This window comes from Aromatoleum aromaticum EbN1 (assembly GCF_000025965.1).
Classification (GTDB): Bacteria; Pseudomonadota; Gammaproteobacteria; order Burkholderiales; family Rhodocyclaceae; genus Aromatoleum; species Aromatoleum aromaticum.
The window spans coordinates 1,088,490-1,113,734 of the sequence record NC_006513.1 but is presented as its reverse complement, the minus strand read 5'-3'; the positions used below and the strand labels follow the sequence as shown (position 1 = coordinate 1,113,734).

The 25,245-nt window shown below is 65.5% G+C and carries 23 protein-coding genes; 7 read left to right on the top strand and 16 right to left on the bottom strand.

Features of this window, described 5'->3' with window-relative positions; all coding sequences use genetic code 11:
* Position 1: 1 nt before the first annotated feature.
* From EBN1_RS05325 to bssD, 10 genes are all read right to left on the bottom strand, one after another.
* Positions 2-925, bottom strand: coding sequence for a DUF4037 domain-containing protein (locus EBN1_RS05325; RefSeq protein WP_011236891.1), 924 nt, complete (start codon positions 923-925; stop codon positions 2-4).
* The gene (locus EBN1_RS05320) at positions 922-1,506 is read right to left on the bottom strand and encodes a DUF4258 domain-containing protein (protein WP_011236890.1); all 585 of its coding nucleotides are present in this window, start codon (positions 1,504-1,506) and stop codon (positions 922-924) included. Before EBN1_RS05320 ends, EBN1_RS05325 begins: the two co-directional genes overlap by 4 nt.
* Entirely contained in the window at positions 1,503-2,783 is a 1,281-nt protein-coding gene (locus EBN1_RS05315; protein ID WP_011236889.1) for a multidrug effflux MFS transporter, read from the bottom strand. The genes EBN1_RS05320 and EBN1_RS05315 overlap by 4 nt, the downstream gene beginning before the upstream one ends.
* On the bottom strand, positions 2,780-3,352 hold the full coding sequence (locus EBN1_RS05310; RefSeq protein ID WP_011236888.1) for a DUF4125 family protein: 573 nt from the start codon (positions 3,350-3,352) through the stop codon (positions 2,780-2,782). The genes EBN1_RS05315 and EBN1_RS05310 overlap by 4 nt, the downstream gene beginning before the upstream one ends.
* 9 nt (positions 3,353-3,361) lie before the next feature.
* The gene (locus tag EBN1_RS05305; RefSeq protein ID WP_011236887.1) at positions 3,362-5,068 is read right to left on the bottom strand and encodes a vWA domain-containing protein; all 1,707 of its coding nucleotides are present in this window, start codon (positions 5,066-5,068) and stop codon (positions 3,362-3,364) included.
* 44 nt (positions 5,069-5,112) lie between these two features.
* Positions 5,113-5,976: an AAA family ATPase gene (locus EBN1_RS05300; protein WP_011236886.1), complete on the bottom strand. Its 864-nt coding sequence runs from the start codon at positions 5,974-5,976 to the stop codon at positions 5,113-5,115.
* Positions 5,977-6,095: 119 nt separating this feature from the next.
* The gene (bssB, locus tag EBN1_RS05295; RefSeq protein ID WP_011236885.1) at positions 6,096-6,320 is read right to left on the bottom strand and encodes a benzylsuccinate synthase subunit beta; all 225 of its coding nucleotides are present in this window, start codon (positions 6,318-6,320) and stop codon (positions 6,096-6,098) included.
* 97 nt (positions 6,321-6,417) lie between these two features.
* Positions 6,418-9,003, bottom strand: a complete 2,586-nt coding sequence (gene bssA / locus EBN1_RS05290) for a benzylsuccinate synthase subunit alpha (RefSeq protein WP_011236884.1) — start codon at positions 9,001-9,003, stop codon at positions 6,418-6,420.
* A gap of 39 nt (positions 9,004-9,042) precedes the next feature.
* Complete coding sequence (bssC, locus tag EBN1_RS05285) at positions 9,043-9,216, bottom strand: benzylsuccinate synthase subunit gamma (RefSeq protein ID WP_011236883.1); 174 nt, start codon at positions 9,214-9,216, stop codon at positions 9,043-9,045.
* A 21-nt stretch (positions 9,217-9,237) separates the two neighbouring features.
* Positions 9,238-10,233 (bottom strand): [benzylsuccinate synthase]-activating enzyme, encoded by a 996-nt coding sequence (bssD, locus tag EBN1_RS05280; protein ID WP_011236882.1) that lies wholly within the window; start codon positions 10,231-10,233, stop codon positions 9,238-9,240.
* A gap of 346 nt (positions 10,234-10,579) precedes the next feature.
* Here bssD and EBN1_RS05275 point away from each other — a divergent pair, with 346 nt between their 5' ends.
* Together EBN1_RS05275 and EBN1_RS05270 are read left to right on the top strand one after the other, a co-directional pair.
* Positions 10,580-12,217, top strand: a complete 1,638-nt coding sequence (locus EBN1_RS05275; protein WP_162014367.1) for a PAS domain-containing sensor histidine kinase — start codon at positions 10,580-10,582, stop codon at positions 12,215-12,217.
* Positions 12,218-12,291: 74 nt separating this feature from the next.
* Positions 12,292-12,948: a response regulator transcription factor gene (locus EBN1_RS05270; protein WP_011236880.1), complete on the top strand. Its 657-nt coding sequence runs from the start codon at positions 12,292-12,294 to the stop codon at positions 12,946-12,948.
* Positions 12,949-13,107: 159 nt separating this feature from the next.
* On the opposite strand, the gene EBN1_RS05265 is transcribed toward EBN1_RS05270, so the two are convergent.
* The 3 genes from EBN1_RS05265 to EBN1_RS05255 all read right to left on the bottom strand — a co-directional run bounded on the left by EBN1_RS05265 (position 13,108) and on the right by EBN1_RS05255 (position 16,403).
* Positions 13,108-13,722 (bottom strand): transferase hexapeptide repeat family protein, encoded by a 615-nt coding sequence (locus tag EBN1_RS05265; RefSeq protein ID WP_011236879.1) that lies wholly within the window; start codon positions 13,720-13,722, stop codon positions 13,108-13,110.
* Between the two features lie 134 nt (positions 13,723-13,856).
* Positions 13,857-15,509 (bottom strand): electron transfer flavoprotein-ubiquinone oxidoreductase, encoded by a 1,653-nt coding sequence (locus EBN1_RS05260; RefSeq protein WP_011236878.1) that lies wholly within the window; start codon positions 15,507-15,509, stop codon positions 13,857-13,859.
* Between the two features lie 90 nt (positions 15,510-15,599).
* Positions 15,600-16,403, bottom strand: a complete 804-nt coding sequence (locus EBN1_RS05255; protein WP_041645849.1) for an IclR family transcriptional regulator — start codon at positions 16,401-16,403, stop codon at positions 15,600-15,602.
* Positions 16,404-16,644: 241 nt separating this feature from the next.
* Here EBN1_RS05255 and EBN1_RS05250 point away from each other — a divergent pair, with 241 nt between their 5' ends.
* From EBN1_RS05250 to EBN1_RS05230, 5 genes are all read left to right on the top strand, one after another.
* Entirely contained in the window at positions 16,645-17,415 is a 771-nt protein-coding gene (locus tag EBN1_RS05250; RefSeq protein ID WP_011236876.1) for an enoyl-CoA hydratase, read from the top strand.
* 3 nt (positions 17,416-17,418) lie between these two features.
* Positions 17,419-18,939: a 3-hydroxyacyl-CoA dehydrogenase gene (locus tag EBN1_RS05245; RefSeq protein WP_011236875.1), complete on the top strand. Its 1,521-nt coding sequence runs from the start codon at positions 17,419-17,421 to the stop codon at positions 18,937-18,939.
* A gap of 26 nt (positions 18,940-18,965) precedes the next feature.
* A complete protein-coding gene (locus EBN1_RS05240) occupies positions 18,966-20,174 on the top strand; it encodes a 3-oxoadipyl-CoA thiolase (protein ID WP_011236874.1) in 1,209 nt (402 codons plus the stop codon).
* A gap of 76 nt (positions 20,175-20,250) precedes the next feature.
* Positions 20,251-21,777, top strand: coding sequence for a helicase HerA-like domain-containing protein (locus EBN1_RS05235; RefSeq protein ID WP_011236873.1), 1,527 nt, complete (start codon positions 20,251-20,253; stop codon positions 21,775-21,777).
* A gap of 107 nt (positions 21,778-21,884) precedes the next feature.
* A complete protein-coding gene (locus EBN1_RS05230) occupies positions 21,885-22,181 on the top strand; it encodes a hypothetical protein (protein ID WP_041645848.1) in 297 nt (98 codons plus the stop codon).
* 217 nt (positions 22,182-22,398) lie between these two features.
* Here EBN1_RS05230 and EBN1_RS05225 read toward each other — a convergent pair whose 3' ends face one another.
* The 3 genes from EBN1_RS05225 to ahcY are packed head-to-tail and all read right to left on the bottom strand — an operon-like array spanning position 22,399 to position 25,212.
* Positions 22,399-22,902, bottom strand: coding sequence for a cupredoxin domain-containing protein (locus EBN1_RS05225; RefSeq protein WP_011236871.1), 504 nt, complete (start codon positions 22,900-22,902; stop codon positions 22,399-22,401).
* 52 nt (positions 22,903-22,954) lie between these two features.
* On the bottom strand, positions 22,955-23,788 hold the full coding sequence (gene metF, locus EBN1_RS05220; RefSeq protein ID WP_011236870.1) for a methylenetetrahydrofolate reductase [NAD(P)H]: 834 nt from the start codon (positions 23,786-23,788) through the stop codon (positions 22,955-22,957).
* Between the two features lie 11 nt (positions 23,789-23,799).
* The gene (gene ahcY / locus EBN1_RS05215) at positions 23,800-25,212 is read right to left on the bottom strand and encodes an adenosylhomocysteinase (RefSeq protein ID WP_011236869.1); all 1,413 of its coding nucleotides are present in this window, start codon (positions 25,210-25,212) and stop codon (positions 23,800-23,802) included.
* Between the last annotated feature and the right edge of the window lie 33 nt (positions 25,213-25,245).

Genomic DNA, 25,245 nt, shown 5'->3' with positions numbered 1-25,245 from the left:
CCTAGCCGATCAGGACGCTCAGGGGGCGTAATGATGGATCGTGTATGCGCTCATGGATGAGCGGACCGTGATCGACAAGAAATGGGCTGTCCGAGTCGGTCAGCCCTTCGCCGCGAAGCTCGGCGATCACGGCCTCACACAGCGTGTCGATGCGCGCGTGCTTCAGGTTCGGGTCGGTCGACGACACCAGCGCCGTGACCTGCGAATGAACGATGCAGCCTAGCCGCGGCAGCGCGAGCAGGCCGCGGTGCAGCCATTTGTAATACGGCGCGTAGCGACGATTCAGCAGATAGACGAGCGACATCAGATCGTTGCAGAACTTGGTTTCCGCATATCGCGCCGCGAAAAGCTCGCTGCGGGCGAGCGAGCGCGCGAAGTTGTACTGGCCCGATTGGCCGATCGACATGCAGCGGGCGGCGATCTTCGCGAGCCTGACGTCTTCCGGATAGAACGCGAGCAGTTCACGTCGGCGCCGCGAGAACTCGTCGAGCGGGTCGTGAAAGATGCGTCCGGAGGTGCACGCAGCGAGATTCTTTTCCGGGATGCGCAGCCAGTCGAAGAGCGTCTGCGGGCCGTCCGGATGGCCGAGATACTGCTTGTACCAGGCGCCGATCTCGAGCACGCCGACACGTCCGCCGCCCCACTCGGTGGTCGAGCGCTCGAAGCCCGCGAACGACTTCGGCAGTCGGTCATAGGCCTGCTGCAGCGACGCGCCGATCGCGGCGTAATCCGTATTGGTCAGCCACAGACAGAAGCCCGGACCCCAGTCGTGGTCGCGCGACTGTTCGTCGTCGAAGCCGAGGCAGTCGGAACCGTCACCGGCGAGCCCGACCGCGACGCGTTCGCGCCAAGGCGCGAACTCGCCCCCGAGCAATTCGTCGCCGTAGCGCTCGAAGTAACGTTCGGCGAGCGTCAGGCCGTTCACGGCGCGGTCGCGTAGTCGATGACGCCGACCGTTTCGCTGCCGGTAAAGGCCTGCCGCACGATCAGCGCGTTGAGGCGCCGGCCGACCTCGGCGTCGACGTATTTTTCGCCGCACTGCCCGCACAGGCCGGCGGGAACCTTCTTGATGACGTACAGCCGGCCTTCGAGACGGTAGTCGAAATTGCCGACGGTCACCTGCTTGATGGCGCCGCCGCAGAAGAAACACTGGGTGATCGAATCGGACATCGTCGGTTCTCCGGAGGAACGATGCAGGGCAGTGCGCCAGAGCGGCGGTGCCGGCACGTAGGCGTGGGTCACGACGAGCCAGCCGTCGGCCGCGGGGGCCGCGATCGCGTGCACCGGCCGGCCGTCGTGGAGGGCGCACAGCAGGTAGGCGGTCTTGCGCTCCGGGTGCCGGTGCTCCTCGATGATGCGGCCGCCGCGCAGCGCCGCTTCGATCTGCGCGACCTCGATCCGTCCCGCCATCAGCGAGCGGATCACGTGTTCGGACAGGACGTAGCGCGAGGCTTCGGCGTGCGCGGCGATCCATGCGGCGTCCGGGCCGGATCCGGAATGCGTCATGACAGGGCCTTGTCCCGCAGGCGATGCGCGGCGAGCGCGCGCTCGGCGACGAACAGCGCGATCGCGAGCAGCGCGGACAGGGTCGCCAGCGGCTGGAGCGTGCCGTCGTAGGTCGCGCCGAGCAGCGTCGCGACCGAGAAGGCGCAGAGCATCGTCAGCGACCCCAGCAAGGCCGCCGCGGCGCCGGCCTTTTCGGGGAATGGCGCGACGGCGCCGCTCTGCGCGCACGGGCTGTTGATGCCATGCGCGAGCGTGACGAGAAAGTGCGCGACGACGACGGTGGCCCAGTGCTGCAGGTCCAGCGCGAGCCCTGCGGCGAACGTCGTGCCCGCCGCGAGCCCGAGCGTGCTGCCGACGCGAAGCGTGCGCGACAGCCCGTAGTGCCGCAGCAGGCGCCGGCACGCCTGCGTGCCGAAGAGATAGCCGAGCACGCCCAGCGCGAAGCAGTAGCCGAAGTAGCGCGTCGGCACGTGCAGCACGTCGATCAGCGCGAACGAGGCGCCGGAAATGTAGACGAACACCATGCCGAAGGAGAGGCTGCCCGGCAACGCGTAAGCCCAGAACGCCGGGCTGCGCAGCAGCGCGCCGTAGTTACCGAGCAGTGTGGCCGGCCGCATCGCAGCGGGGTTGCGACGCGCAATCGTCTCGGCGAAGCGCAGCACCGACGCGAGCCCGAGCGCCGCGCCGCCGAGCGTCAGCAGCGCGAAGTTGGCGCGCCAGCCGAAGGATGCCTGGAGCTGCGCACCGACGACGGGGGCGAGCAGCAGCGCCACCGCGAGGATGCTCGTCGAGCGGGCGATCACGTGCGCGCCTTCACCGATCGGGTAGGTGTCGCGGACCACCGCGCGGGCGATCACCGCGACCGTGCAACTACCGGCAGCCTGCATGAAGCGGCCGATGAGCAGCGCGTCGATGCGCGTCGCGAGCGTGCAGGCGAGACTCGCCGCGGCGTAGACCAGCACGCCGGCGAGGAGGATCGGACGCCGGCCGAAGCGGTCCGACAGCGGTCCGCTGACGAGCTGCGACACCGCGACGCCGAGCGCGAACATCGACAGCGTCTGCTGCACGAGCGCCGGCGACGCATGGAAATACGACGCCAGTTCCGGCAGCGACGCCAGATACAGGTCCGTCGACAACGGCTGCAGCATCCAGAAGCCGGTGATCAGCCACAGCAGATGCGCGGGGCGCGTGCGGCCCGGCAGCAGCACGGCGGCAACGCGCGTCTCGGCCGGCGCGGGCCTTGGAGCGCGAGCGAAGCGCGGACTCGAGCCGTTCACCCTGACGCCTGCCCGGCCAGCACGCGCTCGGCCTGTTCGAGATCGGCGTAGCCGCTTTGCGCGACGAGGCGGTCGAGCGCGTCGATCGCGAGATTGCGGCCGGCGGCGTCGGCGCGCGCGACGTTCTCGTAGTAGAGCTGCACGGTCCGCTCGCCGTACGTCTCTAGCTCGCAATGCAGATAGACCGAGAACTCCCGCCCGTCCCCGGTCGGCGCGCGGCTGCGGCAGCAGCGGCGGTACAGCGCCGGGAAACGCGCCTGCAGCTCGCCCTGCCAGCGCTCCTCGATCGCGACGATCGTTGGAATCAGCGGGTTGTCGGACAGCGGCGGGATCAGCCCGTCCATGCGCGCGTATTTCTCGGCGAGCGGGTTGCGCCCCTGCGCGACCGCGCGTTCGAGCGTTTCGAGGTAGGCCGCGAGCATTTCGTCGGTCCATAGCGCGAAGAGGCTGCCGCGAATCGCGCGGAAACTGTCGGGAGCGCTCTGGCACGGAGCGGGACCGGCGCCGCGCACCTGGATGAACAGCCCCCATTCATAGTCGAGCACGTGAGCGACGAGCGTTTCCGTCATGGCGCGTCCTCAGTGGCGAGCGTCGTAATTGAGCAGGCTCGCGAGCAGGGGCGGCAGCTCGCCCGGATCGTCGACGAACTGCACGAGCTTGCCGTACTCGTCGCGCAGCGACTGCTTCGCGGCCGGGCTGCAGCCCATGCCGAGCGTCAGCAGGCCGATGTTGCGCCGGCGGCAGAACGCGATCGCCTCGGCCACGCCGCAGCCCCAGTTCGACGCGCCGTCGGTGATGTGCACGACGATGCGGCGCCGCGCGCGACTCGGGCTCGCCAGCACGGTGGCGATGATCGCCTCGCCGGACGCCGTCTTGCCTTGCGGCAGCACCGTGTGCATGCGCCCGCCGCGGAACAGCTCCGAGATCCGGCACGCGCCGCGCGCCTCGTTGTAGGCGAAGAGACGCGCGTTCTTCGCGTACGCGTGAATGGCCATGAACAGGGTCTGGAACAGCGTCTCGGCCTGGTTCCATTTCGCTGGATCGGCCATCGAGCCGGTCGCATCGACGAGCAGCACGACGTCGTTGCGCAGGTCGAATTCGTTCTTCTTTTCCTGGAACACCGTGCCGGTGGTATGCGCGCGATACAGGCGGCGGCTGTGGATCTTGCCGGAGGTGAGCCCGCGGTTGAACGCGGCTGTGCGCTGCGCGGCGCTGCGCACGACACGCTCGAGCTTGCGCCGCAACACTGCGTCGACGAGGTTCTGCGCCGGCATCAGGATGTCGCTGCCCTCGATACGGACGACGCCTTCGGCGTTCATCACGTTGTCGAGCACCTGCCCGGTGAGGTCGCGGTTCTTCGCCGGCAGCGCGCGCTCGATCAGTTTCGCGTAGCTGACGATGGTCGCCTTGACCGCCTTGCGCTCGGCGTCCTCGGTTGCGGCGTCGTCGTCGCACTCGGCAGGCACCATGAACCGGTCGCCGCTGTCGCCGATCCAGAAGCGCACGCGCGGCAGCAGCGTTTTCCACAATGCCAGGTAGCGCTCGACACGGAACTCGACGCGCTCGGCGATCCCGGGAATCGCCGGGCACTGCTCGCGCAGCGCAGGCACGAGCGTAGCGAGCTGTTCGAGCGGTTCGCGGTAGAACTTGTCGAACGCGGCCCGGTCGAGCAGGCCTTCGAGCCACGGATCGAGCCATCGCGTCCGGTACCGCTCCGCGTCGCCGTTGGTCGCGAAAACCCACCACAGGTGCAGCAACTCGGACAGCGTCGGCGGCGACAGCAGCTTGCGCGCGTTGTTCTCGACGCGCCAGCGCCGCGCGATCTCCGTGTAGCGCCCGAGGACGTTGCGGTTCGCGAGGTTATCGACGTAGACGGCTTCGCACAGGTCGACGAAGAGCCTGAACTTGTACTCGTATTGCGGCGGCGGCTCGAGCCGGGCGTGCGCGAGTTCGTGGACCCGCGCGCTCCATTCGGTGCGCAGGGTGGCTTCGTGGGCGGTGATGCCGACCATCAGGTCGGTCAGCGCCGCCGGGACCGGGTAGCAGCCGAGAACGGGTGACGGGTCGATCGCGATCGTCCCGGAGCCGTCCTCGGCCATGCCGGACCAGATGATGTCGCCGGTGTTGCGGCCGACGAACGCGGCCACCTTGCGCAGCGCCCGCAGCAGCTTCGCGAGCTCCAGCGGTTCGATCGGCGACCTGTCGCGGCGCCAGAACTCGGAATGGCCTTCCGCGCCGGGAATCTCGAAGCGTTCGATCACGGGCGAGGCGGGAGTTGAAGGCATCGACGGAATCCCTTGTGTGGAGGAGGGAGCGCGGGCGAAACGGGTCAGGGGCGCGGCGTGAACAGCACGTATTCGGTCTTGCCCCGCTCGATCTTGCCGAGACCGACGTGCAGCGACAGCAGCACCGACTCGAGCGTCTCGCGGTCCGTCTGCAGACTCGCGGCGATCGCTTCGCGCAGGCTGCCGCCGGCCGCGATCATCTCGCCGATCATCAACGTCTTGCGTGTGGACACCTCGACGCCGAGTTCCGGGCTCGCGCGCAGGCTATTGACGACGTTGATGATCTCGCTCGCCTGCGCGGGCGTGACGCCGGCCTTCTTCTGCAGCACTTCCTTCTCGACGTCGTTGGGTAGGAAGTCCATCGCGGTGACGTAGAAGCGGTCGCGCAGTGCCGGGTCGAGCAGTTCGGTGCCGACGAATTCGTCGCCTTCGTTGAGCGTCGCGAAGAACACCACGCCGTCGGCGACCTTCAGCAGTCCGAGCTCGTCCATCCACACCTGGCGGTCGTCCGACAGGATCGAGAACAGCATGTTGAGCGCTTTCGGATGCTCCGGGCGGTTGATCTCCTCGAGGTGGATCACGCAGCGCGGCGTCTGGATCGCCTGCGGAAACAGGAACTGCTTGTAGCGGGTCTCGCCGTTTTCGAGCGCGTATTCGCCGAAGAGCTGCCCGGGTTCGGACAGCACGCCGATCTGGAAAGTCGCCAGCGGCAGGCGGTGCACGGCAGCGTATTGCCGCACGAGGGAAGATTTTCCGCAGCCCTGCTTGCCGACGACCAGCACATTGACCGGATGTTTCTCCGAGATCCGGTGAATGCGGTTGAGCAGGCTCAGGGTCTCGGTATTCAGGTAGTAGTAGGGGTCGGCGGCCGGGACGTGCACGCTGTCGAGGAGTCCGCTGGTCTTCATGATGTCTGGCCCTGTTGGGGGAGGGGAAGCATTTCGGGCACGCCGGCCCGTCCGGTTCGACAGCCGGCGGGAGGATGTCGCCCCCGCACGGCCGTCGGATCATTCCGGCACGCGTGGCGTTACACGTGGTCGCGGAAGCTCAGTTCGCCTTCCTCGTGACGGCTGCAGGTCATGTGCTCGACGTCGCGGATCCAGCGTTTCCAGACGCCGCCCATCGCGTGCCGGTTGACGGTGCATTGACCGCGCAGCGGATCCGTCGGGTCGGGCGTCTGCCATTTGCACTTGCGACAGGGGCTTGGCGTGTTTTCTTCCCAGTGCACCTGGGTATGCGGGGTTGCGCTCATGATGGGTATCCCAATGACAAGGTTGTCGATCAATCCGTGGAAGCCGCGGGAGAGGGCAGGAACGCGGGTCGTTTCGCCGCGTTCCCGGCCCACGCCGTCACAGTTCGGCGTTCAGGAATTCGAGATCCTGTGCGTTGAAGTCCTGTTCGTTGCGGGCGATGATCGTGTTCTGCCCGTAAGTCGGGATGTCTACGAAGCGGGCACTGAACCCGGATACCCGCACGATCAGGTCCTGGTGCTTTTCAGGCTCGCGCTGCGCAGCTTTCATTTCCTCGGTGCTGACCACGTTGAACTGCACGTGGTCGATGTTGAGCTCGTGCCAGGTGTCCATGTAGGCGTGCCAGATGTCGAACCCATGCTTGCTGCGCATGATCGGGACAGACAGACGCTGGTTGAGCAGATTGGCCTTCTGATTTTTCTGCACTTTCGACACCGAGCGCAGCACCGCGGTCGGCCCTTTCTTGTCGGTGCCCGAATACGGCGAAATGCCTCCGTCATCGGCCGCTTCGCCGCCGAAGCGCCCGTCCGGCGTGGGACCAGTGCGTGAGCCGACTTCCATGTAGAGGCCGACCGCCTGTCCCACCGGCTTGACCGGGCCACCCGAGTAGTTGATGTTCTTCATCATCTCGCCGCCGAGGATTTCCTCGTAAAAACGCGAGATAAGCGTGTCCGCGGCGTCGTCGTCGTTGCCCCACTTCGGCGCGTTCTTGAAGTCGCGGCGCATCTCCTCGTAGCCTTCCCAGTTCGCCTTCAGGGCGTCCATGAGCTGCTCCATCGTGTACTTCTTCTCGTCGTAGATCAGCTTCTTGATCGCGACGAGCGAGTTGCCGGCGACGATCGTCGTAATCGGGTTGTGCCAGCCGTTGGGTTGCTCCGACAGCGCGTTCGCATCCATGCCGAGTTCCATGCAGCCGTCGTCGAGCGCCGAGACGAACGGCATTTGCAGGAAACGGCACTCCATCGTGCGCGACACGTCCTTGCAGCGGATCGCCAGGGCGATCGCGTACTGGTACTGCTTGCGGAACGCTTCCCAGAGCTGGTCGAAAGTCGCGAAATCCTTCGCGTGCCCGGTTTCGGGGCCCATCTGCATGTCGGCGTACGACCAGTCGTAGCCGTTGCTGAGCGTGATTTCAAGGAGTTTCGCCGGGAAGATCGCGCTGCCACCTTCGGAACGCGTCTTCTGCGCCTTGCGCCGACCGGCGACACCGGGTGCCATGCATAGCACATTGACCCAGTAGTGCGCCTCTTCCGGCGTCACCCCGTTGCCGTTGCGGCTGTATTTCGCCATCTCGAGCAACTGCTGGATGCCGAGGTCGTCGTTCTTGATCGACGGATAGCCGAGGCCATCGCGGATGCACTCGAAGACCCAGCGCAGCGTCTTGGCGCGGTTCTTCTTCGAATAGCGGAAGACGATCGACGGCTCGGTCGTGCGGATGCGTTTGGCCGCTTCGAGGATGGCGTCGGTCATGTCGTTGCAGGCATCCGAGCCGTCGCCGTTGGTGCCACCCAAGGTCAGGATGAAGAGATCGTTCGAGCCGGGGAAGATCTCGCGGTACGCGCGCGACTTGCCGGCGCCGTGCTCGGAGACCTTGAGCCGTTCCATCTCGATGAGTTCGACCGCGTCCTTGTGCTCCATCGGCTGGAAGGTCTTGTCGATCACGCTCGCCTTGTAATACGGCCACAGCAGCGAATCTTCCTTCTGCGCGTAGCCGCTCGCGTAGCGCTCGATCGCATGGCAGATCAGGAATGTGAACCACTTCGCCTGCATCGCGTCCTTCAGGCCGCGGGCGGGTTCCGCCGGCACCCGCTGGCAGATGTCCGCGATTTCGAGCAGCTCGGCTTTGCGCTTCGGGTCAGTCTCGAACCGTTCGGCGACGATCTTGCACAGCCGCGCGTGGCGGCGCGCCCACGCGATGACCGCCTTGCAGGCGATCACCATCGCTTCCCAGTTGTCGATCTTGTCGATCCATTCCAGGCCGGTGGGCGCGTTCCACGGGAATTTCTCCATTTCCGCGCGCGCATGCTCGATGTTCTTTTCGGCCAGCGCGATCCGCGCAAGGAGGCCGTCTTCGAGAATCGTCTCGTAGGGCGGGATCACGCTGTTGTAGCCGGACGCGAACACGGGGCCTTCGATCGTGCTGACCTGGTAGCCGCGGCGCAGGTCGACCGGGTCGAAATAGGGCTCGCAGCGGGCCTGCAGGCTGAACGGCTTCCAGTAATCGACGATCTCCTGGGCTTCCTTGGCCGGCTGCGGCGAGTACTTGCTCTTGAGGTAATCCTGCACCGCCATGTACGACAGTTCCGGATACAGCGGGAACATGTTCGGGTCCTCGGCGTGGTAGCCGACGATGAATTCGTCGGGCTGCAGCACGAGCGTGCATTTGTCGAGGATGTTTTTCAGCCCGAGTGCGCGGCGGATCGGCTCGGGCTTGCCGCGGGTGTCCCAGTGCGATTCGGTCAGCAGCCGCATGCGCTCGATGCCGGCGGTCACGCCCTTCTCGCAGAATTCGCCGGCCGATGCGTGCTTCCAGCGGCAGCGCGCCTTGAGGCGGCGGGTGCGCTCGGTGGACGGATTCTGCAAGTGCTCGTGCAGTTCGTCAGCCGGGATATCGGCCTCGGCCGGATTCTCCGGGGTGAACTGCAGGACTTTACCCTTGTACTCCATCGTTTGTGCGCCGGTCATTCCTGTCTCCTACCTTGTCCTGTTATTCGGTGGCGGTGCTCAGCGTTTGTGGAACGTGCCGCAACACTGGTCGTTCTCGAAGACCGGCCGGGTCAGCCAGTACTTGCCTTTTTCATCTTCCTTTTGGGTGACGCAATCTCCCTTGGATTTCTCGAAATCGTCGGCATCTTCAGGAACGGAAAAGAAGAATTCACAGTCCTTGCACGTTGTCATTTGGTTTCCTCCTATTGCGGATCATTGGTGCACTTCAAGGATGTCGCCATCGGTCAGCTCGCTTTTGCTATCGATGATGCCGACGATGCCGCCGACGGTGACGGCAAGCCCCTTGTTCTTCAACGCCCGTGCCAACGGCATGGTCTTCTCGGCGGGGGGCTCCTCCACGCCGCTGTACTGATAGCTGTCGGATCGGCCGAGAAACGCGTACTTGCCTTCGCCGTAGCTGTGGAAACTGAGCAGGTCGACGCCGGTGATCGATTCCGCACGGCTGCCGAGATAGTCGACATAGGCGTCGAAGTCGGCGGGCGAATCGTTGAAACCAGGAATCAACGGAATGTGGATGCGTACGTTCGCCCCGGCGGCAAACAGCATTTCGAGGTTCGCGAGAATCGGCGCGAGCGGCCAGCCGATGACCTCGAAGTGCTTGCGCGGATCGAGCGACTTGAGATCGACGATGAACAGGTCGACGACATCGAGAAGCGATTCGACGGTCTCCCTGTTCTTCGGAAAGCACGAGGTTTCGATCGCGACGTGCACGCCGGCGGCGTGCAATTCGCCCGCGAGTTGCCGCGTGAATTCGGGGAAATAGAGCGGCTCGCCGCCACTGATCGTGACGCCGCCGCCGCTGTTGCGATAGAACGCCGAATCCGACAGCGCTTCGCGCAGTATGTCCTCGACGCTCATGCGCTGGCCGACGATCGACCTGGCCTCGGTCAGGCAGGCAGCGACACAGCGCATGCACCGCTGGCAGTTCGTGCGGTCGAGCTCGATCCTCGTGCGGCCGTCCGAATGATGCACCAGGCGGGATGTTCCGGCCGGACAGACTGCGACGCACCGGCCGCAGCCGACGCAGCGGGCAGGGTAGTAATAGAATTCCTGTCGCGCGTCCTGGGTTTCCGGGTTGTGACACCATGGACAGTGCAGCGGGCAGCCTTTCAGGAAGATGGTGGTCCTGATTCCCGGCCCGTCCTGCAGGCTGAACCTCTGTATTTCGGTAACAAGAGGAATTCTCACGACAGCCCCTGCGTTTCTTGCGAAGGTTGTTGATCCGCGTGCATCGGAGGAATCCGTTTCCGGAGCACCCGGGCCTAACGTCGATGTGGTGTATTTAAGCATCGGCTCTCGGTGCGACCAATTGGTGCGAACACTTAAGGAGAGGAGGGATTGCCCTTAATGGCGTCGGCGCAGTGCGCTCCAATCGTGGCAGCGTCGGGCCGCGCAACGGGAACGATATTCCGCGGCCGTCGGCGCGCCGGTTGCGCCGGGCCGAGCACTATCGTACTGTATAAGTAGCCGACTGTACGGAGACTGACTGTTTGGTCAACGGAACATCTTGGGCGGACGCAAGGAGGCGATGCGCATGATGGGTTACGCGTTCGATGTGGAGCAGGACGACGAACAGGACGAGGATGCCTCGGTCGGCTACGAGGCGATCTTTCGCAACACGCCTGTGGCGATCTGCCATTTGCGCAACCGCATAATCAGGCGCTGCAACACGCGATACGAGGAATTGTTCGGCTACGGACGCGGTGAGCTCGACAAGCAGTCGGTGCGGGTGCACTACCCGAGTGACGACTCGTTTGCGACGATCGGCGAGAAATACGGCCACTTCTTCGAGCGGCACCATACTTTCAAGGAGGAGCGGCCGTTCGTCCGCAAGGACGGAACGCTGATCTGGTGCATCGTCAGCGGCACGCTGCTCGACCCCGCCGAGCCGAAGCTCGGCAGCATCTGGGTGGTGCAGGACATATCGGAACATATACGGCTCGAAGACGAACTGAAGGCCGACGTCGAAAAACTCGAAATTCTGGTGCAGCAGCGCACCGTGGAGCTGAGCCGGCACGTCGCGAGCCTCAAGCAGGAAGTCGTCACGCGCAAGCGCGCCGAGGAAGTCGCCAACGAGAACCGCGAGAAATACCAGAAGCTTTTTCACATGCTGCCGATCGGAATCTCGATTACCGATGCGCATGGCGACATTCTCGAGGCCAATTGCCAGTTCGCGGAGATGGTCGGCGCGCGGCGAATTCAACCGGAGAGCTGGCGCAAGCTGCCGCTGCGATTCTTTTTGCACGACGGGACGGAAATCCCCCGCCACCAACTGCCTTGGCAGATCCGCGACTGTCAGAAGGATTCGATCAACAACATCGAAATCGGCATGCGCGACGAGAAGGGCCGCAAGCTGCGCTGGTTGAGCGTCAGTTCATCCCTCCTCGAACGCAAGCACAAGCAGTTCGTCGTCGCGGCCTTTACCGACATCACCTACCGCAAGCGCATTGAAGAACTGGAACGCCTGCGCCATGCGGAGCTGACCCGACTCGGCCGGATCAATTCGATGGCCGAAATGGCTGCGGCCCTCGCGCACCAGATGGGCCAGCCGCTGGTGTCCGCCGTCAATTACCTGAACGGCTGCCGGCTTCGGCTCGAGCGCGTCGAAGGCGTGGAGGAGATCACCGAGTCCGTCGGCCTGGCGCTCAAGTATCTCGAGCAGGCCGGCGAGATCCTGCGTCACGTCAAGGAGTTTGTCTGCAAGCACAAGCCGGACAAGGAACCGGAAGACATCAACGAAGTGATCAGGGACGCGCTTTCGTTTCTCAATTTCGAAGTCCGCCGTCACGACGTCGAGGTCGACCTCCGACTGCTGCCGAATCCGCCGCTGGTGCCGCTGTGCAAGGTCGAGATCCAGCAGGTACTGTTCAACCTGATGAAGAACGGCATGGAGGCCATGACGACGCTGCCGGCCGAGGCGCGGAAGCTGGTCATCGGCAGCGAAATCGTCGGCGAGGGCAGGGCGGTGAAGGTGTTCGTTCAGGACCACGGGACGGGGCTCGAGAGAGAGGCCGCCAAGCGTGTCTTCGAACCCTACTTTTCGACCAAGCCGGACGGGATGGGGATAGGGCTGACGATTTGCCGGTCGATCGTCGAATCGCACGGCGGGCAGCTTTCTTTTTCGAGAATCGGCAAAGGAGGATCGCGCTTTCAATTTACCTTGCCGATGTAGGAGGAGATCCGGTGCAGGCATGGAGGCCGAAGAGCCTTCGTCCGCGGCGCCGGTAATGAACAAAGGAGGAGTCGATGCAGGTGGAAGATACTTTGCCGACCGTGTTCGTCGTCGACGACGAAGAGTCGGTTCGGCATTCCCTGAACTGGTTGCTCAGCTCGATTGCGCTCGATGTGAAAATGTACGACTCGGCGCAGGCGTTTCTCGACGCCGATATTTCCTGTTCCTATGGCTGTCTCATTCTCGATGTCCGGATGCAGGCGCTGAGCGGTTTGCAACTTCAGGAGGCACTTTGCGCACGAGGGTTCAGCCTGCCGATCATTTTTCTTTCGGCATACGGCGATGCGCAGATCGGGGCGCAAGCGATCAAGAAAGGTGCCATCGACTTTCTGCAGAAACCTTACCGCAATCAGGATCTGCTCGACGCGGTCAATGCGGCGCTGACGCTGAGCAAGGAGGCGATGGGCAAGCAAAGCGAGAAGCTCAAATATCGCGACTGCCTCGAAAGCCTTTCACAGAGAGAGAAGGAAATTCTCGATCTGGTTGTCGGTGGGAACAGCAGCAAGGAAGTTGCACGAATTCTGGGGATCAGCCATAAGACCGTGGAGGCGCATCGGGGTCGGCTGATGAGCAAGCTCGGGGTCAAATCATTGGGTGAGCTGATTCAACTGGCGATGCTCACGAGCAGCCATTGCCGCGACTGTAGATGGCTTTCCCGTCCGGGAAAGTAAGGCTTTCGGAGCGAGGCAGGAAGTCGGCGAGATTCTGCCCAGTGTGTAACGGAGTGGTCACCCCTTCCTGAAGCAGCATATTTCTTTCGGCGAAGGATAGCGTCTCCTTTGCCTGCGGCTCGCGGGCAAAAGAGACTTCGGCTCTCGTGAGCCGCTCCGTCAGCTGCGCTGTTTCTGCTCGCTCAGCGGGACAATTTCCGGCATCACGATGCGCTTGCGGTCGGCCTCGACCGCCGCGAGTGCGTCGGTCTCGACCATCGTCGCGAGGCAGCGGCGGGTGAGGTTCTGGTAGATGCCGGTGCCCTGGACTTTCCACGCCATTTCCTGTTCGGTCAGCGGGCGGACGACTTTGGCCGGCGTGCCGGCGACGAGGGTGGCCGGCGGCACCTGCATGCCGGCCTTGACGAAGCTGCACGCGGCGACGAACGCGTTCTCGCCGACGACCGCGTTGTCCATGACGACGGCGTTCATGCCGACGAGCGCGTTGCGCCCGATCGTGCAGCAGTGCAGCACTGCGCCGTGGCCGATGTGGCCGTTCTCGTTGATCACCGTGTCGTGGTCCGGAAAGCTGTGGATGACGCAGGTGTCCTGGACGTTGACGCCGGCCATCAGGATCAGCCGGCCGAAGTCGCCGCGCAGGCTCGCGCACGGGCCGACATAGCAGCCGGGGCCGACGATGACGTCGCCGATCAGCACGGCGGAGGGGTGGACATAGGCGCTCGGGTCGACGACCGGGACGACGCCGTCGATGGCATAGACGCGGGGCGGTTTCATGCTGTCTCCTTGCTGCCCGCGCTCGTGCGGGCGAAATGGGTCGGATGGCGCGGGGTCGGGATGGCACGGCATCACGACACGCGCGGCGGGCGGCGCCGGTCCGCGAACGCGGTTGCCGGCAGCCGCGATGGCGCTCACATGTTCGGGTAGTTCGGTCCTTCGCCGCCCTGCGGCACGACCCACGTGATGTTCTGCGTCGGATCCTTGATGTCGCAGGTCTTGCAGTGCAGGCAGTTCTGCGCGTTGATCTGCAGCCGCGCGCTGCTGGCAGATGAGGCGTCCGCGTCGCGCACGATCTCGTAGACGCCGGCCGGGCAGTAGCGTTGCTCCGGCGCGTCGAACTGCGCGAGGTTCACGGCGATCGGCACCGCGGCATCGCCCAGCGTCAGGTGGCAGGGCTGGTCTTCCTCGTGGTTCGTGTTCGAGATGAACACCGACGACAGCCGGTCGAACGTCAGCACGCCGTCCGGCTTCGGATAGACGATCGGCGCAGTTTCGGCCGCAGGTCGCAGCTTGCCGTGGTCGGCGCTGTTCTTCAGCGTCCACGGCGCGCGCCCGCGCAGCACGATCTGGTCAATGCCGAACATCAACGAGCCCGTCTTCAGGCCTTTGCTCATCCACGGCTTGAAGTTGCGCGCCTTGTGCAGTTCGTCGTACAGCCAGCTCGCACGGAACGCTTCGGGGTAGGCGGTGAGCTCGTCGTGCGTGCGGCCCGTCGCGAGCGCGGCGAAACAGGCTTCCGCGGCGAGCGCGCCGGACTTGATCGCGCAGTGCGAACCCTTGATGCGGCTCGCGTTGAGGAAGCCCGCGTCGTCGCCGATCAGCGCTCCCCCCGGGAACACCAGCTTCGGCATCGACTGCAGGCCGCCGGCCGCGATCGCGCGCGCCCCGTACGCGACGCGACGCGCCCCGGCGAAGAAATCCTTCAGCAGCGGGTGAGTCTTGAGTCGCTGCATCTCGTCGAACGGCGACAGGTGCGGGTTGCGGTAGCCGAGGCCGACGACGAAGCCGACCGACACCAGGTTGTCTTCCATGTGGTACAGGAAGCCACCGCCGTAGGTGTCCGGCTCGAGCGGCCAGCCGCCGGTGTGGATCACGAGGCCCTGGCGGTGGCGTTCGGGCTTGAGTTCCCACAGCTCCTTGATGCCGATGCCGTAGGTCTGCGGATCGCAGTCGCGGCGCAGGTCGAACTTCGCCTCGAGCTGCTTGCCGAGGTGGCCGCGGCAGCCTTCGGCGAACAGCGTGTATTTCGCCTGCAGCTCCATGCCCGGTTGGAAGTTTGGGCCTTCCGAGCCGTCCTTCAGCCGTCCCATGTCGCCGGTCGCAACACCCGTCACGCGGCCTTCGGCGTCGTACAGGATCTCGGCCCCGGCGAAGCCGGCATAGACGTCGACGCCGAGCGCTTCGGCCTGCGTCGCGAGCCAGCGGCACACGTTGCCGAGGCTGACGACGTAATTGCCGTGGTTGTGGAAACATTGGGGCAGCAGCGCGTTCGGCAGCTGCCGCCCGCCGGTGTCACCGAGCAGCAGGAAGCGGTCTTCGGTGACCGCGGCTTTTAGCGGCGCGCCGAGCGCCTGCCAGTCGGGAAAAAGCTCGGCGAGCGCGCGCGGGTCCATCACCGCGCCCGACAGGATGTGCGCGCCGACTTCCGAGCCTTTCTCGATGACGCAGATCGACAGCTCGCTGCCAGCGTCCGCGGCGAGCTGCTTCAGGCGGATCGCCGCGGACAGCCCGGCCGGGCCGCCGCCGACGATCACGACGTCGAATTCCATTGCTTCACGACTCATCTTTGCATCTCCACAGGCTGTATTTCGTCGCGTTCCGCCCCGATTTGCAGGGCGGAACGACTCGATCCGAGAATGTTTCAGGCGCGTGTTTCAGGCGCGCCCGAGATCGGCTTCCACCTTGTGCACGAGCTCGACGAGACGCGGGCCGACCTCGCCGATGAGCCGCTCGCGCGACAGCAGGAAAGCCGGGCCGCCGCAGTTGAACGCCATCGCGCGCTCGCCGTCGACGCCGGTCATCGGCACGCCGACCGCGTGGACGTCCTTCTGCCAGTCGCCAGCGGACACGACGAAGCCGCGCTCGTGGTAGTCGCGCAGCGCCTGCTCGATGCCGGCTTTGACGCGCGGCCAGTTTTCCTCGTCGCGCAGGCGGATGTGATCCATCAGGTAGTCGCGCTCGCCCTGCGGCAGGCCGCACAGCAGCGCGCGCCCGACCGCGGAAGTTGCGAGCGGGATGCGCGAGCCGACATCGAGGCGCAGCGTGACGTTCGCGCTGCTGCGGCAGCTCTCGATATAGACGATGCTCAGGCGGTCGCGTGCGCCGATCGACACCGACACCTGCGCGTACTCGGACAGCTCTTCCATGTACGGCCGCGCGACTTTGCGCACGTCGAGGTTCGACAGCAGCGCGTAGCCGAGCGCGAGCACGCCGGCAGCGAGACGATAGGTGCCGCGGCTCTCGGAAAAACCGAGGTAGCCGAGCTTGGTCAGCGTATGGGTGAGCCGTGAAATGGTCGGCTTCGGCAGGCCGGTGCGGCGCGCGAGTTCGGCGTTGCTCAGTTCGGTGTCGCCGGGGCGAAAGCAGCGCAGCAGCTCGAGGCCGCGCGCGAGCGCGTTGACGAACTGGCGGTCCTTGCTTTCCTCGTCGTCGGCAAATACCTGGATGTCGTCATCCATAAGAAGTCCCAGGGGTTCCGCGTGGCGGTTTTCAGTTTCGTTTTCCGTCGGCATGGTGGCATGGCGAATTCGCACGTGTCAATGCAAATGCGGCACTATGATTCGCACAGCGAAACACTACGGCGAGTGCGGTGTGCCCGTTCTCGGCGCAGTATTTACACCGGACGGCAAAGACCGTATCGTTCATTTAACGTGTTGTGCAAACGTATCGTTCGCACAGCGAAACAAAAAGGGGAAGACCATGGACGAAGTCCTCATCGAGCGCCCGGGGCCCGGCATCGTGCTGCTGCGCCTGAACCGGCCCGACGCCCGCAATGCGCTGAACCAGGAAGTCCGGCAGCAGCTCGCCACGCATTTCACCGCGTTCGGGCAGGACCCGGACGTGCGCTGCATCGTCCTGACGGGCGGCGACAAGTTCTTCGCCGCGGGAGCGGACATCCGCGCGATGGCCGATGCCGGGGCGATCGACATGATGCTGCGCCACACCCATCGCCTGTGGCAGGCGATCGCGAGCTGCCCCAAGCCGGTGATCGCCGCGGTCAACGGCTACGCCTGGGGCGGCGGCTGCGAACTTGCGATGCATGCCGACATCATCGTCGCAGGCGAATCCGCATCGTTCTGCCAGCCGGAAGTGAAAGTCGGCATCATGCCCGGCGCGGGCGGCACGCAGCGGCTCACCCGCGCAGTCGGCAAGTTCAAGGCGATGAAGATGGTCCTCACCGGGCAGCCGGTAAACGGCCGCGACGCGCTGGAAATGGGCCTGGCGAGCGAAGTCGTCGCCGACGCGGACGTGCAGGCGCACGCCGTTGAGCTTGCCGCCCAGATCGCCGCGCTGCCGCCGCTGGCGATCGCGCAGATCAAGGAAGTGCTGATCGCCGGCCAGGACGCTTCGCTCGAGACGGCGCTGATGCTCGAGCGCAAGGCATTCCAATTGCTGTTCGCGAGCCGGGACCAGAAGGAAGGCATGCAGGCCTTCCTCGAGAAACGGAAAGCCAACTTTGAAGGAAGGTGAATCATGCTCGACGCGACACGCCAGAACCTGACTCTCGGAGTCGTCGGCACCGGCCTGATGGGCCGCGGTATCGCGCAGATTGCCGTGCAGGGCGGCGTGCAGGTGCGGCTTTTCGACAGCCGCCCGCGCGCGGCGGCTGAAGCGTGTGATGCGGTCGCGCAGATGCTCGCGAAGCTCGCCGAGAAAGGCAAGCTCGGCGCCGACGACGCGCAGGCCGCGGTCGCGCGCCTGCACATCGCCGATACGCCGCAGGATCTTGCCGACTGCGAGATCGTCGTCGAGGCGATCGTCGAGGATCTCGACGCCAAGCGCCAGCTGTTCCGCGACCTCGAAACGATCGTCCCCGACGCATGCCTGCTCGCGACGAACACGTCGTCGCTGTCGGTGACGGCGATCGCCGCCGGCTGCCGCGTGCCTGAACGCGTCGCCGGCTTCCATTTCTTCAGCCCCGTGCCGCTGATGAAGATCGTCGAAGTCATCGACGGCGCCTTGACCGCGCCGTGGGCCGGCGAAGCGCTGACGGCGCTCGCGCGGCGCATGGGGCACACGCCGGTGCGCGCGAAGGACACGCCGGGCTTCATCGTCAATCACGCCGGGCGCGGCTATCTGACCGAAGCGCTGCGCGTCCTCGGCGAAGGCATTGCCGAAGTCCCGGCAGTCGATGCGATCCTGCGCGAAGCCGCCGGTTTCCGCATGGGACCGTGCGAGCTCCTCGACCTGACCGGACTCGACGTCTCGCACCCGGTCATGGAGTCGATCTACGCGCAGTATTACCAGGAGCCGCGTTTCCGTCCGTCGCCGCTGACGCGCACGCGCCTCGCCGCGGGGCTGCTCGGGCGCAAGAGCGGGCGCGGCTTCTATACGTACACGAACGGCCGGGCCGAGCCGGTCGCGACGCCGGAGGTGCCGGCGCTGACGCAGACGCCGATCTGGGTCAGCCCGAGCGATCCGGTCCGGCACGCGCGCGTGCTGACGCTGCTCGCCGGGCGCGGCATCCCGATCGATTACGGCGAGCGTCCGGGCGACAGCTCGGTGTGCCTCGTGCTGCCGGTCGGCAACGACACCACGACGACTGCGCTCGCCGAAGATCTCGATCCGTCGCGCACGCTCGCGCTCGATCCGCTGTTTCTCGACGGGCACCTGACGCTGATGACGAACCCGCTGACGACGCCCGACGCGCGTGATGCCGCGTGGGCCGCGCTCGCGGGCGAAGACACCATGGTTTCGGTGATCCACGACAGCCCGGGCTTCGTCGCGCAGCGCGTCGTCGCGATGATCGTCAATATCGGCTGCGATATCGCGCAGCAGCGCATTGCCACTCCCGACGACATCGACTGCGCGGTCCGGCTTGGCCTCGGCTACCCGAAAGGCCCGCTCGCGCTGGGCGACGCGCTCGGCGCCGCGACGGTGCTGACGATCCTCGAGCGGCTCCACGATTTCTACCGCGACCCGCGCTACCGCCCGAGTCCGTGGCTGATCCGGCGCGCACGCCTCGGCGTGTCGCTGCTGACTCCCGAAAACTGAACCTGTTTTTCCTACAAGGACTATTGATGCTCGACGCTTACATCTACGCCGGCCTGCGCTCCCCGATCGGCCGCCACGCCGGCAAGCTCGCCGCAGTCCGCCCCGACGACCTCGTCGCGACCGTGATCCGCGAAGTGCTCGCCCGCTCGCCGTTCCAGGGCGCCGACGTCGAGGACGTGATCCTCGGTTGCGCTGCCCAGGGCGGAGAGGATTCGCGCAACGTCGCCCGCCACGCGGCGCTGCTCGCCGGCCTGCCGGTGACGGTCGCCGGCCAGACGATCAACCGCCTGTGCGGCAGCGGGCTTGCCGCAGTGCTCGACAGCGCGCGCGCAGTGACCTGCGGCGAAGGCGATCTGTACGTTGCCGGTGGCGTCGAAAGCATGAGCCGTGCGCCTTTCGTCGTCGCGAAGGCCGAATCCGCGTACAGCCGTGATTTCAAGGTGTTCGACACGACGATCGGCGCGCGCTTCCCGAATCCGCGCCTCGTCGAAGAGTACGGCAACGACAGCATGCCGGAGACCGGCGACAACGTCGCTGCCGAGTTCGGCATCACGCGGGACGCCGCGGATCGCTTCGCCGCTGCGTCGCAGGCGAAATACGCGGCGGCGAAAGAAGCCGGTTTTTATGCGGGCGAGATCCTTCCGATCTCGGTGCCGACCGGGCGCAAGACACCGCCGCTGGTCGTCGCCGAGGACGAGCACCCGCGGCCCGGATCGACGTACGAGTCGCTCGCGAAACTGAAGCCGCTGTTCGCCGACGGCGTCGTCACCGCCGGCAACGCTTCAGGCATCAACGACGGCGCGGCCGCGCTGATCGTCGGTAGCCGCGCAGCAGGCGAGCGGGCCGGCGCAGCGCCGATGGCACGCATCCTCGGCGGCGCGGTCGCCGGCGTCGAGCCTCGCATCATGGGCGTGGGGCCGGCCTACGCGATCCCGAAGGCGCTCGCGCGCGCCGGACTGACGCTCAAGGACATGGACGTCATCGAGCTCAACGAAGCGTTCGCGTCGCAGGTGCTCAGCTGCCTGAAGCTGCTCGACGTTGCGTTCGACGATCCGCGCGTCAATCCGAACGGCGGCGCGATCGCGATCGGCCATCCGCTCGGCGCGTCCGGTGCGCGCATCGCGCTGTCGGCGGCGCGCGAACTCGAGCGCCGCGGCGGGCGCTACGCGGTCGTCAGCCTGTGCATCGGCGTCGGCCACGGCATCGCGCTGGTCATCGAACGCGTTCCGACGTGATCGCCGCAGGATGCCCGGGGCCTGCGCCCCGGCATCCTGCTAAACTCGGGCGAATTCATCCATCGAGGATTTCGCCATGGTCGAGCCGCTCTTGATCGCCCGCGCCGGGAACAAGGACATCAACCTGCTGCCGCGTCTCGCCAACCGGCACGGCCTCGTCGCCGGCGCGACCGGGACCGGGAAGACGGTGACGCTGCAGAAGATGGCCGAATCCTTCGCGGGCATCGGCGTGCCGGTGTTCGTCGCCGACATCAAGGGTGACCTGTCGGGCATCGGGGCGCCAGGCGTCGCAAGCGACAAGCTGCTGCAGCGGCTCGCTGCGATCGGCATCACCGACTACACGCCGCGCGCCAACACCGTGGTGTTCTGGGACGTGTTCGGCGAGTCCGGCCACCCGGTGCGCGCAACGGTGTCCGACATGGGGCCGCTGCTGCTCGCGCGCCTCTTGAACCTCAACGACACGCAGTCCGGCGTGCTGCAACTGGTGTTCCGCATCGCCGACGACAACGGTCTGCTGCTGCTCGATCTCAAGGACTTGCGCGCGATGATCCGCCACGTCGGCGACAACGCGAAAGCCTTCACGACCGAATACGGCAACGTCTCGGCAGCGTCGATCGGTGCGATCCAGCGTGGTCTCCTGGCGCTCGAGGAGCAGGGCGGCGACCGGTTCTTCGGCGAGCCGATGCTCGACCTCGCCGATCTGATGCAGACTGACGCCGAGGGCCGCGGGGTCATCAACGTGCTCGCTGCCGACAAGCTGTACCACTCGCCGGCGCTGTATTCGACTTTCCTGCTGTGGATGCTCGCGGAGCTTTTCGAGCAGCTGCCCGAAGTCGGCGACCTCGACCGGCCGAAGCTGGTGTTCTTCTTCGACGAAGCGCACCTGTTGTTCGACGACGCACCGAAGGCCCTCGTCGACAAGGTCGAGCAGGTCGTGCGGCTGATCCGCTCGAAAGGCGTCGGCGTGTATTTCGTCACCCAGAACCCGCTCGACGTGCCCGAGTCCGTGCTCGGCCAACTCGGCAACCGCGTCCAGCACGCGTTGCGTGCTTTCACGCCGCGCGACCAGAAAGCGGTCAAGACCGCAGCCGAGACGATGCGCGCGAACCCGGCGTTCGACGCCGCAACGGCGATCACCGAGCTGGGTGTCGGCGAAGCCTTGGTGTCCTTCCTCGACGAAAAAGGCCGTCCCGAAATCGTCGAACGCGCCTCCGTCATCGCGCCCGGGTCGCGGCTCGGCCCGCTGACCGCCGACGAGCGCAGCCAGGCGATCCGCAGCTCGGTGCTGTACGGTCATTACGAGAAACTGCTCGACCGCGAGTCCGCATACGAATTGCTGCGGGCGCAGGTGGCTGCCGCGACTGCGGCCGATGCAGCCCAGGCTTCCGGGTCCGGTCCCGCGGAAGGTTGGGGGTCAGGCGGCCTGATGGGCGGCATGGGCGACATCCTGTTCGGTTCGACCGGCCCACGCGGCGGCAAGCGCGACGGGCTCGTCGATATCGCGGCGAAAACCGTCGCGCGCACGATCGGCAGTTCGGTCGGTCGGCAGATCGTGCGCGGCGTGCTCGGCTCGCTGTTCGGCGGGAGCAGCCGCAAGCGCTGATTTTGCGCGTGCACGGGTCGCCTGTCGCAGACGGATGACGCGTCGGCGGGCACTGATGAGGGGTGGCGCAGGTCCAATCGCCACCCATTGTCAGCTGGAGGTCCGCGATGACGCCCCAATCCGTTGAATCATTGATTGCCGAGATCGAGGCCGAAGACCGCATCGACTTCGGCGACCTCGCCATCGGCGAGCATGAAGCCCGCCGCCTGATGGCTCAGCACTTCTGCGCCATCGACCGCAAACTCGCCGAACATGGCATGACTGCCGAAGCACGGCTGGAAGTGATGGCCGCAATAGCCGCGCACACGATGGTGGAAAACCTCGTGCTGCATCTCGGGCGTTTGCGGGGCGCCGCGGCGAAAGAGGATTTCCGCACCTGGATGCGACGCCACGGCATGAGCTAACTGCCGTGCGAGCGACAGTGTCGACGCTTTTCGATAGGCTCGGGTCGAACGGCTGCATTTGATCACCGGCTTCGAAGTTGAAACCTGCGAAGGCCGTCCACGAAGCGTTGCGATCGCTGTGCCAGCAGATCATCGCCGCTCAGCAGGCCGCCGATATGCAAACTTGGCTGCAGGCGTGGTACGAGCTGGTTCCGCAAGGGGTATGGGGCAGGCCCCGTCATCCGCCGGACACGATGATGCGGCCTACCATCCCTGCCTGGTAATGGCCGGGAATCAGGCACGCGAAGTCAAACTCGCCCGGCCGATTGAAAGTCCAGATGATGTCGCCGCTTCCGCCGGGCGCCACGTGTGTCATCCACGGCTCGTCATGCTCCATTTCCGGGAACCGCACCATCAGATCGGCATGTTCGTCAAGCGCCGACTTGGTTCCGATCACCATCTCGTGCATCATCTTCCCGGCATTGCGGTGTACGAACCGGATCGTCTCGCCCAGCCGCACTTGAATGCGGTCCGGGTCGAAACGCATCTGATCGGTCATCGTCACCCGGAGCGTGCGAGTCACTGCGTCCGCGTCCCCGGCGATGCCCCAGTCCTGCTGTTCCTTGTTGACCGGTGCCGCGTTCCTTGCGTGCGTCGCCTCTCCGTGAGCGATTGCCGCTCCGCCCGAAAGCAGGGAGACGGTTACGAGGGCAGCGGCCAGGAAACTGTTGCGAATCTTCATTACTTGCTCCGTTCGGTTGCCGTCCGACGAGCCTTCAACGGAAGGCCTCCCTTCAACCCAGCTTGAGACGCTCGCAAATCGCCGTCGTCAGCCCCGCCTGGTTCATGCTGTAGAAGTGCAGACCAGGGGCGCCGGCGGCGAGCAGGCGCTCGCACAGGCTCGTCACGACGTCGAGGCCGAACGCGCGGATCGAGTCCGCGTCGTCGCCGTATCCCTCGAACTTGCGCCGCATCCAGCGCGGCAGCTCGGCGCCGCACGCATCGGAGAAGCGTGCGAGCTTCGAGAAGCTCGCAATCGGCATGATTCCGGGCACGATCGGGATCTCCACCCCCATCGCGCGCACCTGATCGACGAAATGCAGGTAGGCGTCGAAGTTGTAAAAATACTGCGTGATCGCCGAATCGGCGCCGGCCTCGGCTTTGCGCCTGAATGCCGTGAGGTCGTCCTTCGGGTTTTTCGCCTGCGGATGCCATTCGGGATACGCTGCGACTTCGATGCGGAAGCGGTCGCCGGTCTCCGTGCGGATGAACTCGACGAGCTCGTTGGCGTAGCGGAACTCGCCGGGATCGCCGACGCCGGACGGCAGGTCGCCGCGCAGCGCGACGATGCGCCGGATGCCGGCCGACGCGTAGTCGTCGAGGATTTCGCGGATGCCGGCGCGCGTCGAGCCGATGCACGACAGGTGCGGCGCGGCTTCGAAGCCGTCGGCGGCGATCTCCCTGACGGTCGAGAACGTACGCTCGCGCGTCGAGCCGCCTGCGCCGTACGTCACCGAGAAGAACGTCGGCTTCAGGGCCGCGAGCGCGGTGCGCGTCGCCCGCAGTTTTTCTTCCCCCTCGGGCGTCTGCGGCGGGAAGAATTCGATCGAAAGTTCGGGTCTGTGCATGATGGCCCCTGTCAGTAGCGGTAGTGGGCCGACTTGTATGGCCCTTCGACCGGCACGCCGATGTAGGCCGCCTGGTCCGGGCGCAGTTCGGTGAGCTGCGCGTTGAGCTTCTTCAGCTGCAGCCGAGCGACTTTCTCGTCGAGGTGCTTCGGCAGCGTATACACGCCCACCGGATAATCTGCGGTGCGCGTGAAGAGCTCGATCTGCGCGATCGTCTGGTTCGCGAACGACGAGCTCATCACGTAGGACGGGTGGCCGGTTGCGCAACCGAGATTCACGAGGCGGCCTTTCGCGAGCAGGATGATCCGTTTCCCGTCCGGGAAGATCACGTGATCGACTTGCGGCTTGATCTCTTCCCACTCGTAGCCTTCGATGCTGGCGACGTCGATCTCGTTGTCGAAGTGGCCGATGTTGCAGACAATCGCCTGGTCCTTCATCCTCGCCATGTGATCGTGCCTTATCACGTGATAGTTGCCGGTGCAGGTGACGAAGATGTCAGCATGTTCGGCGGCGTAGTCCATCGTCACGACGCGGTAGCCTTCCATCGCCGCCTGCAGCGCGCAGATCGGGTCGATCTCGGTGACCCACACTTGGGCCGACAGCGCGCGCAGCGCTTGCGCCGAGCCCTTGCCGACGTCGCCGTAGCCGCACACCACCGCGACTTTGCCGGCGACCATCACGTCGGTCGCGCGCTTGATGCCGTCGACGAGCGACTCGCGGCAGCCGTAAAGGTTGTCGAACTTCGACTTCGTCACCGAATCATTGACGTTGATCGCCGGGAACTTCAGTTCGCCGCGCTCGAACATCTGGTACAGGCGATGCACGCCGGTCGTCGTCTCCTCGGTGACGCCCCGGATCGCGGCAAGCCGCACCGAATACCACGTCGGATCGCTCGCGAGCTTCGCGCGGATCGCGGCGAACAGCACGCGCTCCTCTTCCGAACCGGGCTTCGCGAGCACCGAAACGTCCTTCTCGGCGCGGGCGCCCAAGTGCAGCAGCAGCGTCGCGTCACCGCCGTCGTCGAGGATCATGTTCGAGTAGCCGCCGTCCCGCCACTCGAAGATCCGGTGCGTGTAATCCCAGTAGTCGGCGAGCGACTCGCCCTTGACCGCGAACACCGGCACACCGGAAGCGGCAATCGCGGCCGCGGCATGGTCCTGCGTCGAGAAGATGTTGCACGACGCCCAGCGCACTTCGGCGCCGAGCGCAGTCAGCGTCTCGATCAGCACCGCGGTCTGGATCGTCATGTGCAGCGACCCGGTGATGCGTGCACCCTTGAGCGGCTGCACGACGGCGAACTCCTCGCGGATCGCCATCAGGCCGGGCATCTCGGTCTCGGCGATGCGGATTTCCTTGCGGCCCCAGCCGGCGAGCGCGAGGTCGGCGACGACGTAATCAGTGAAGTTTTCAGCCACAGAGTTCATGTGAGTTCCTTGAACGTGTGGCCGGGAAGGGGT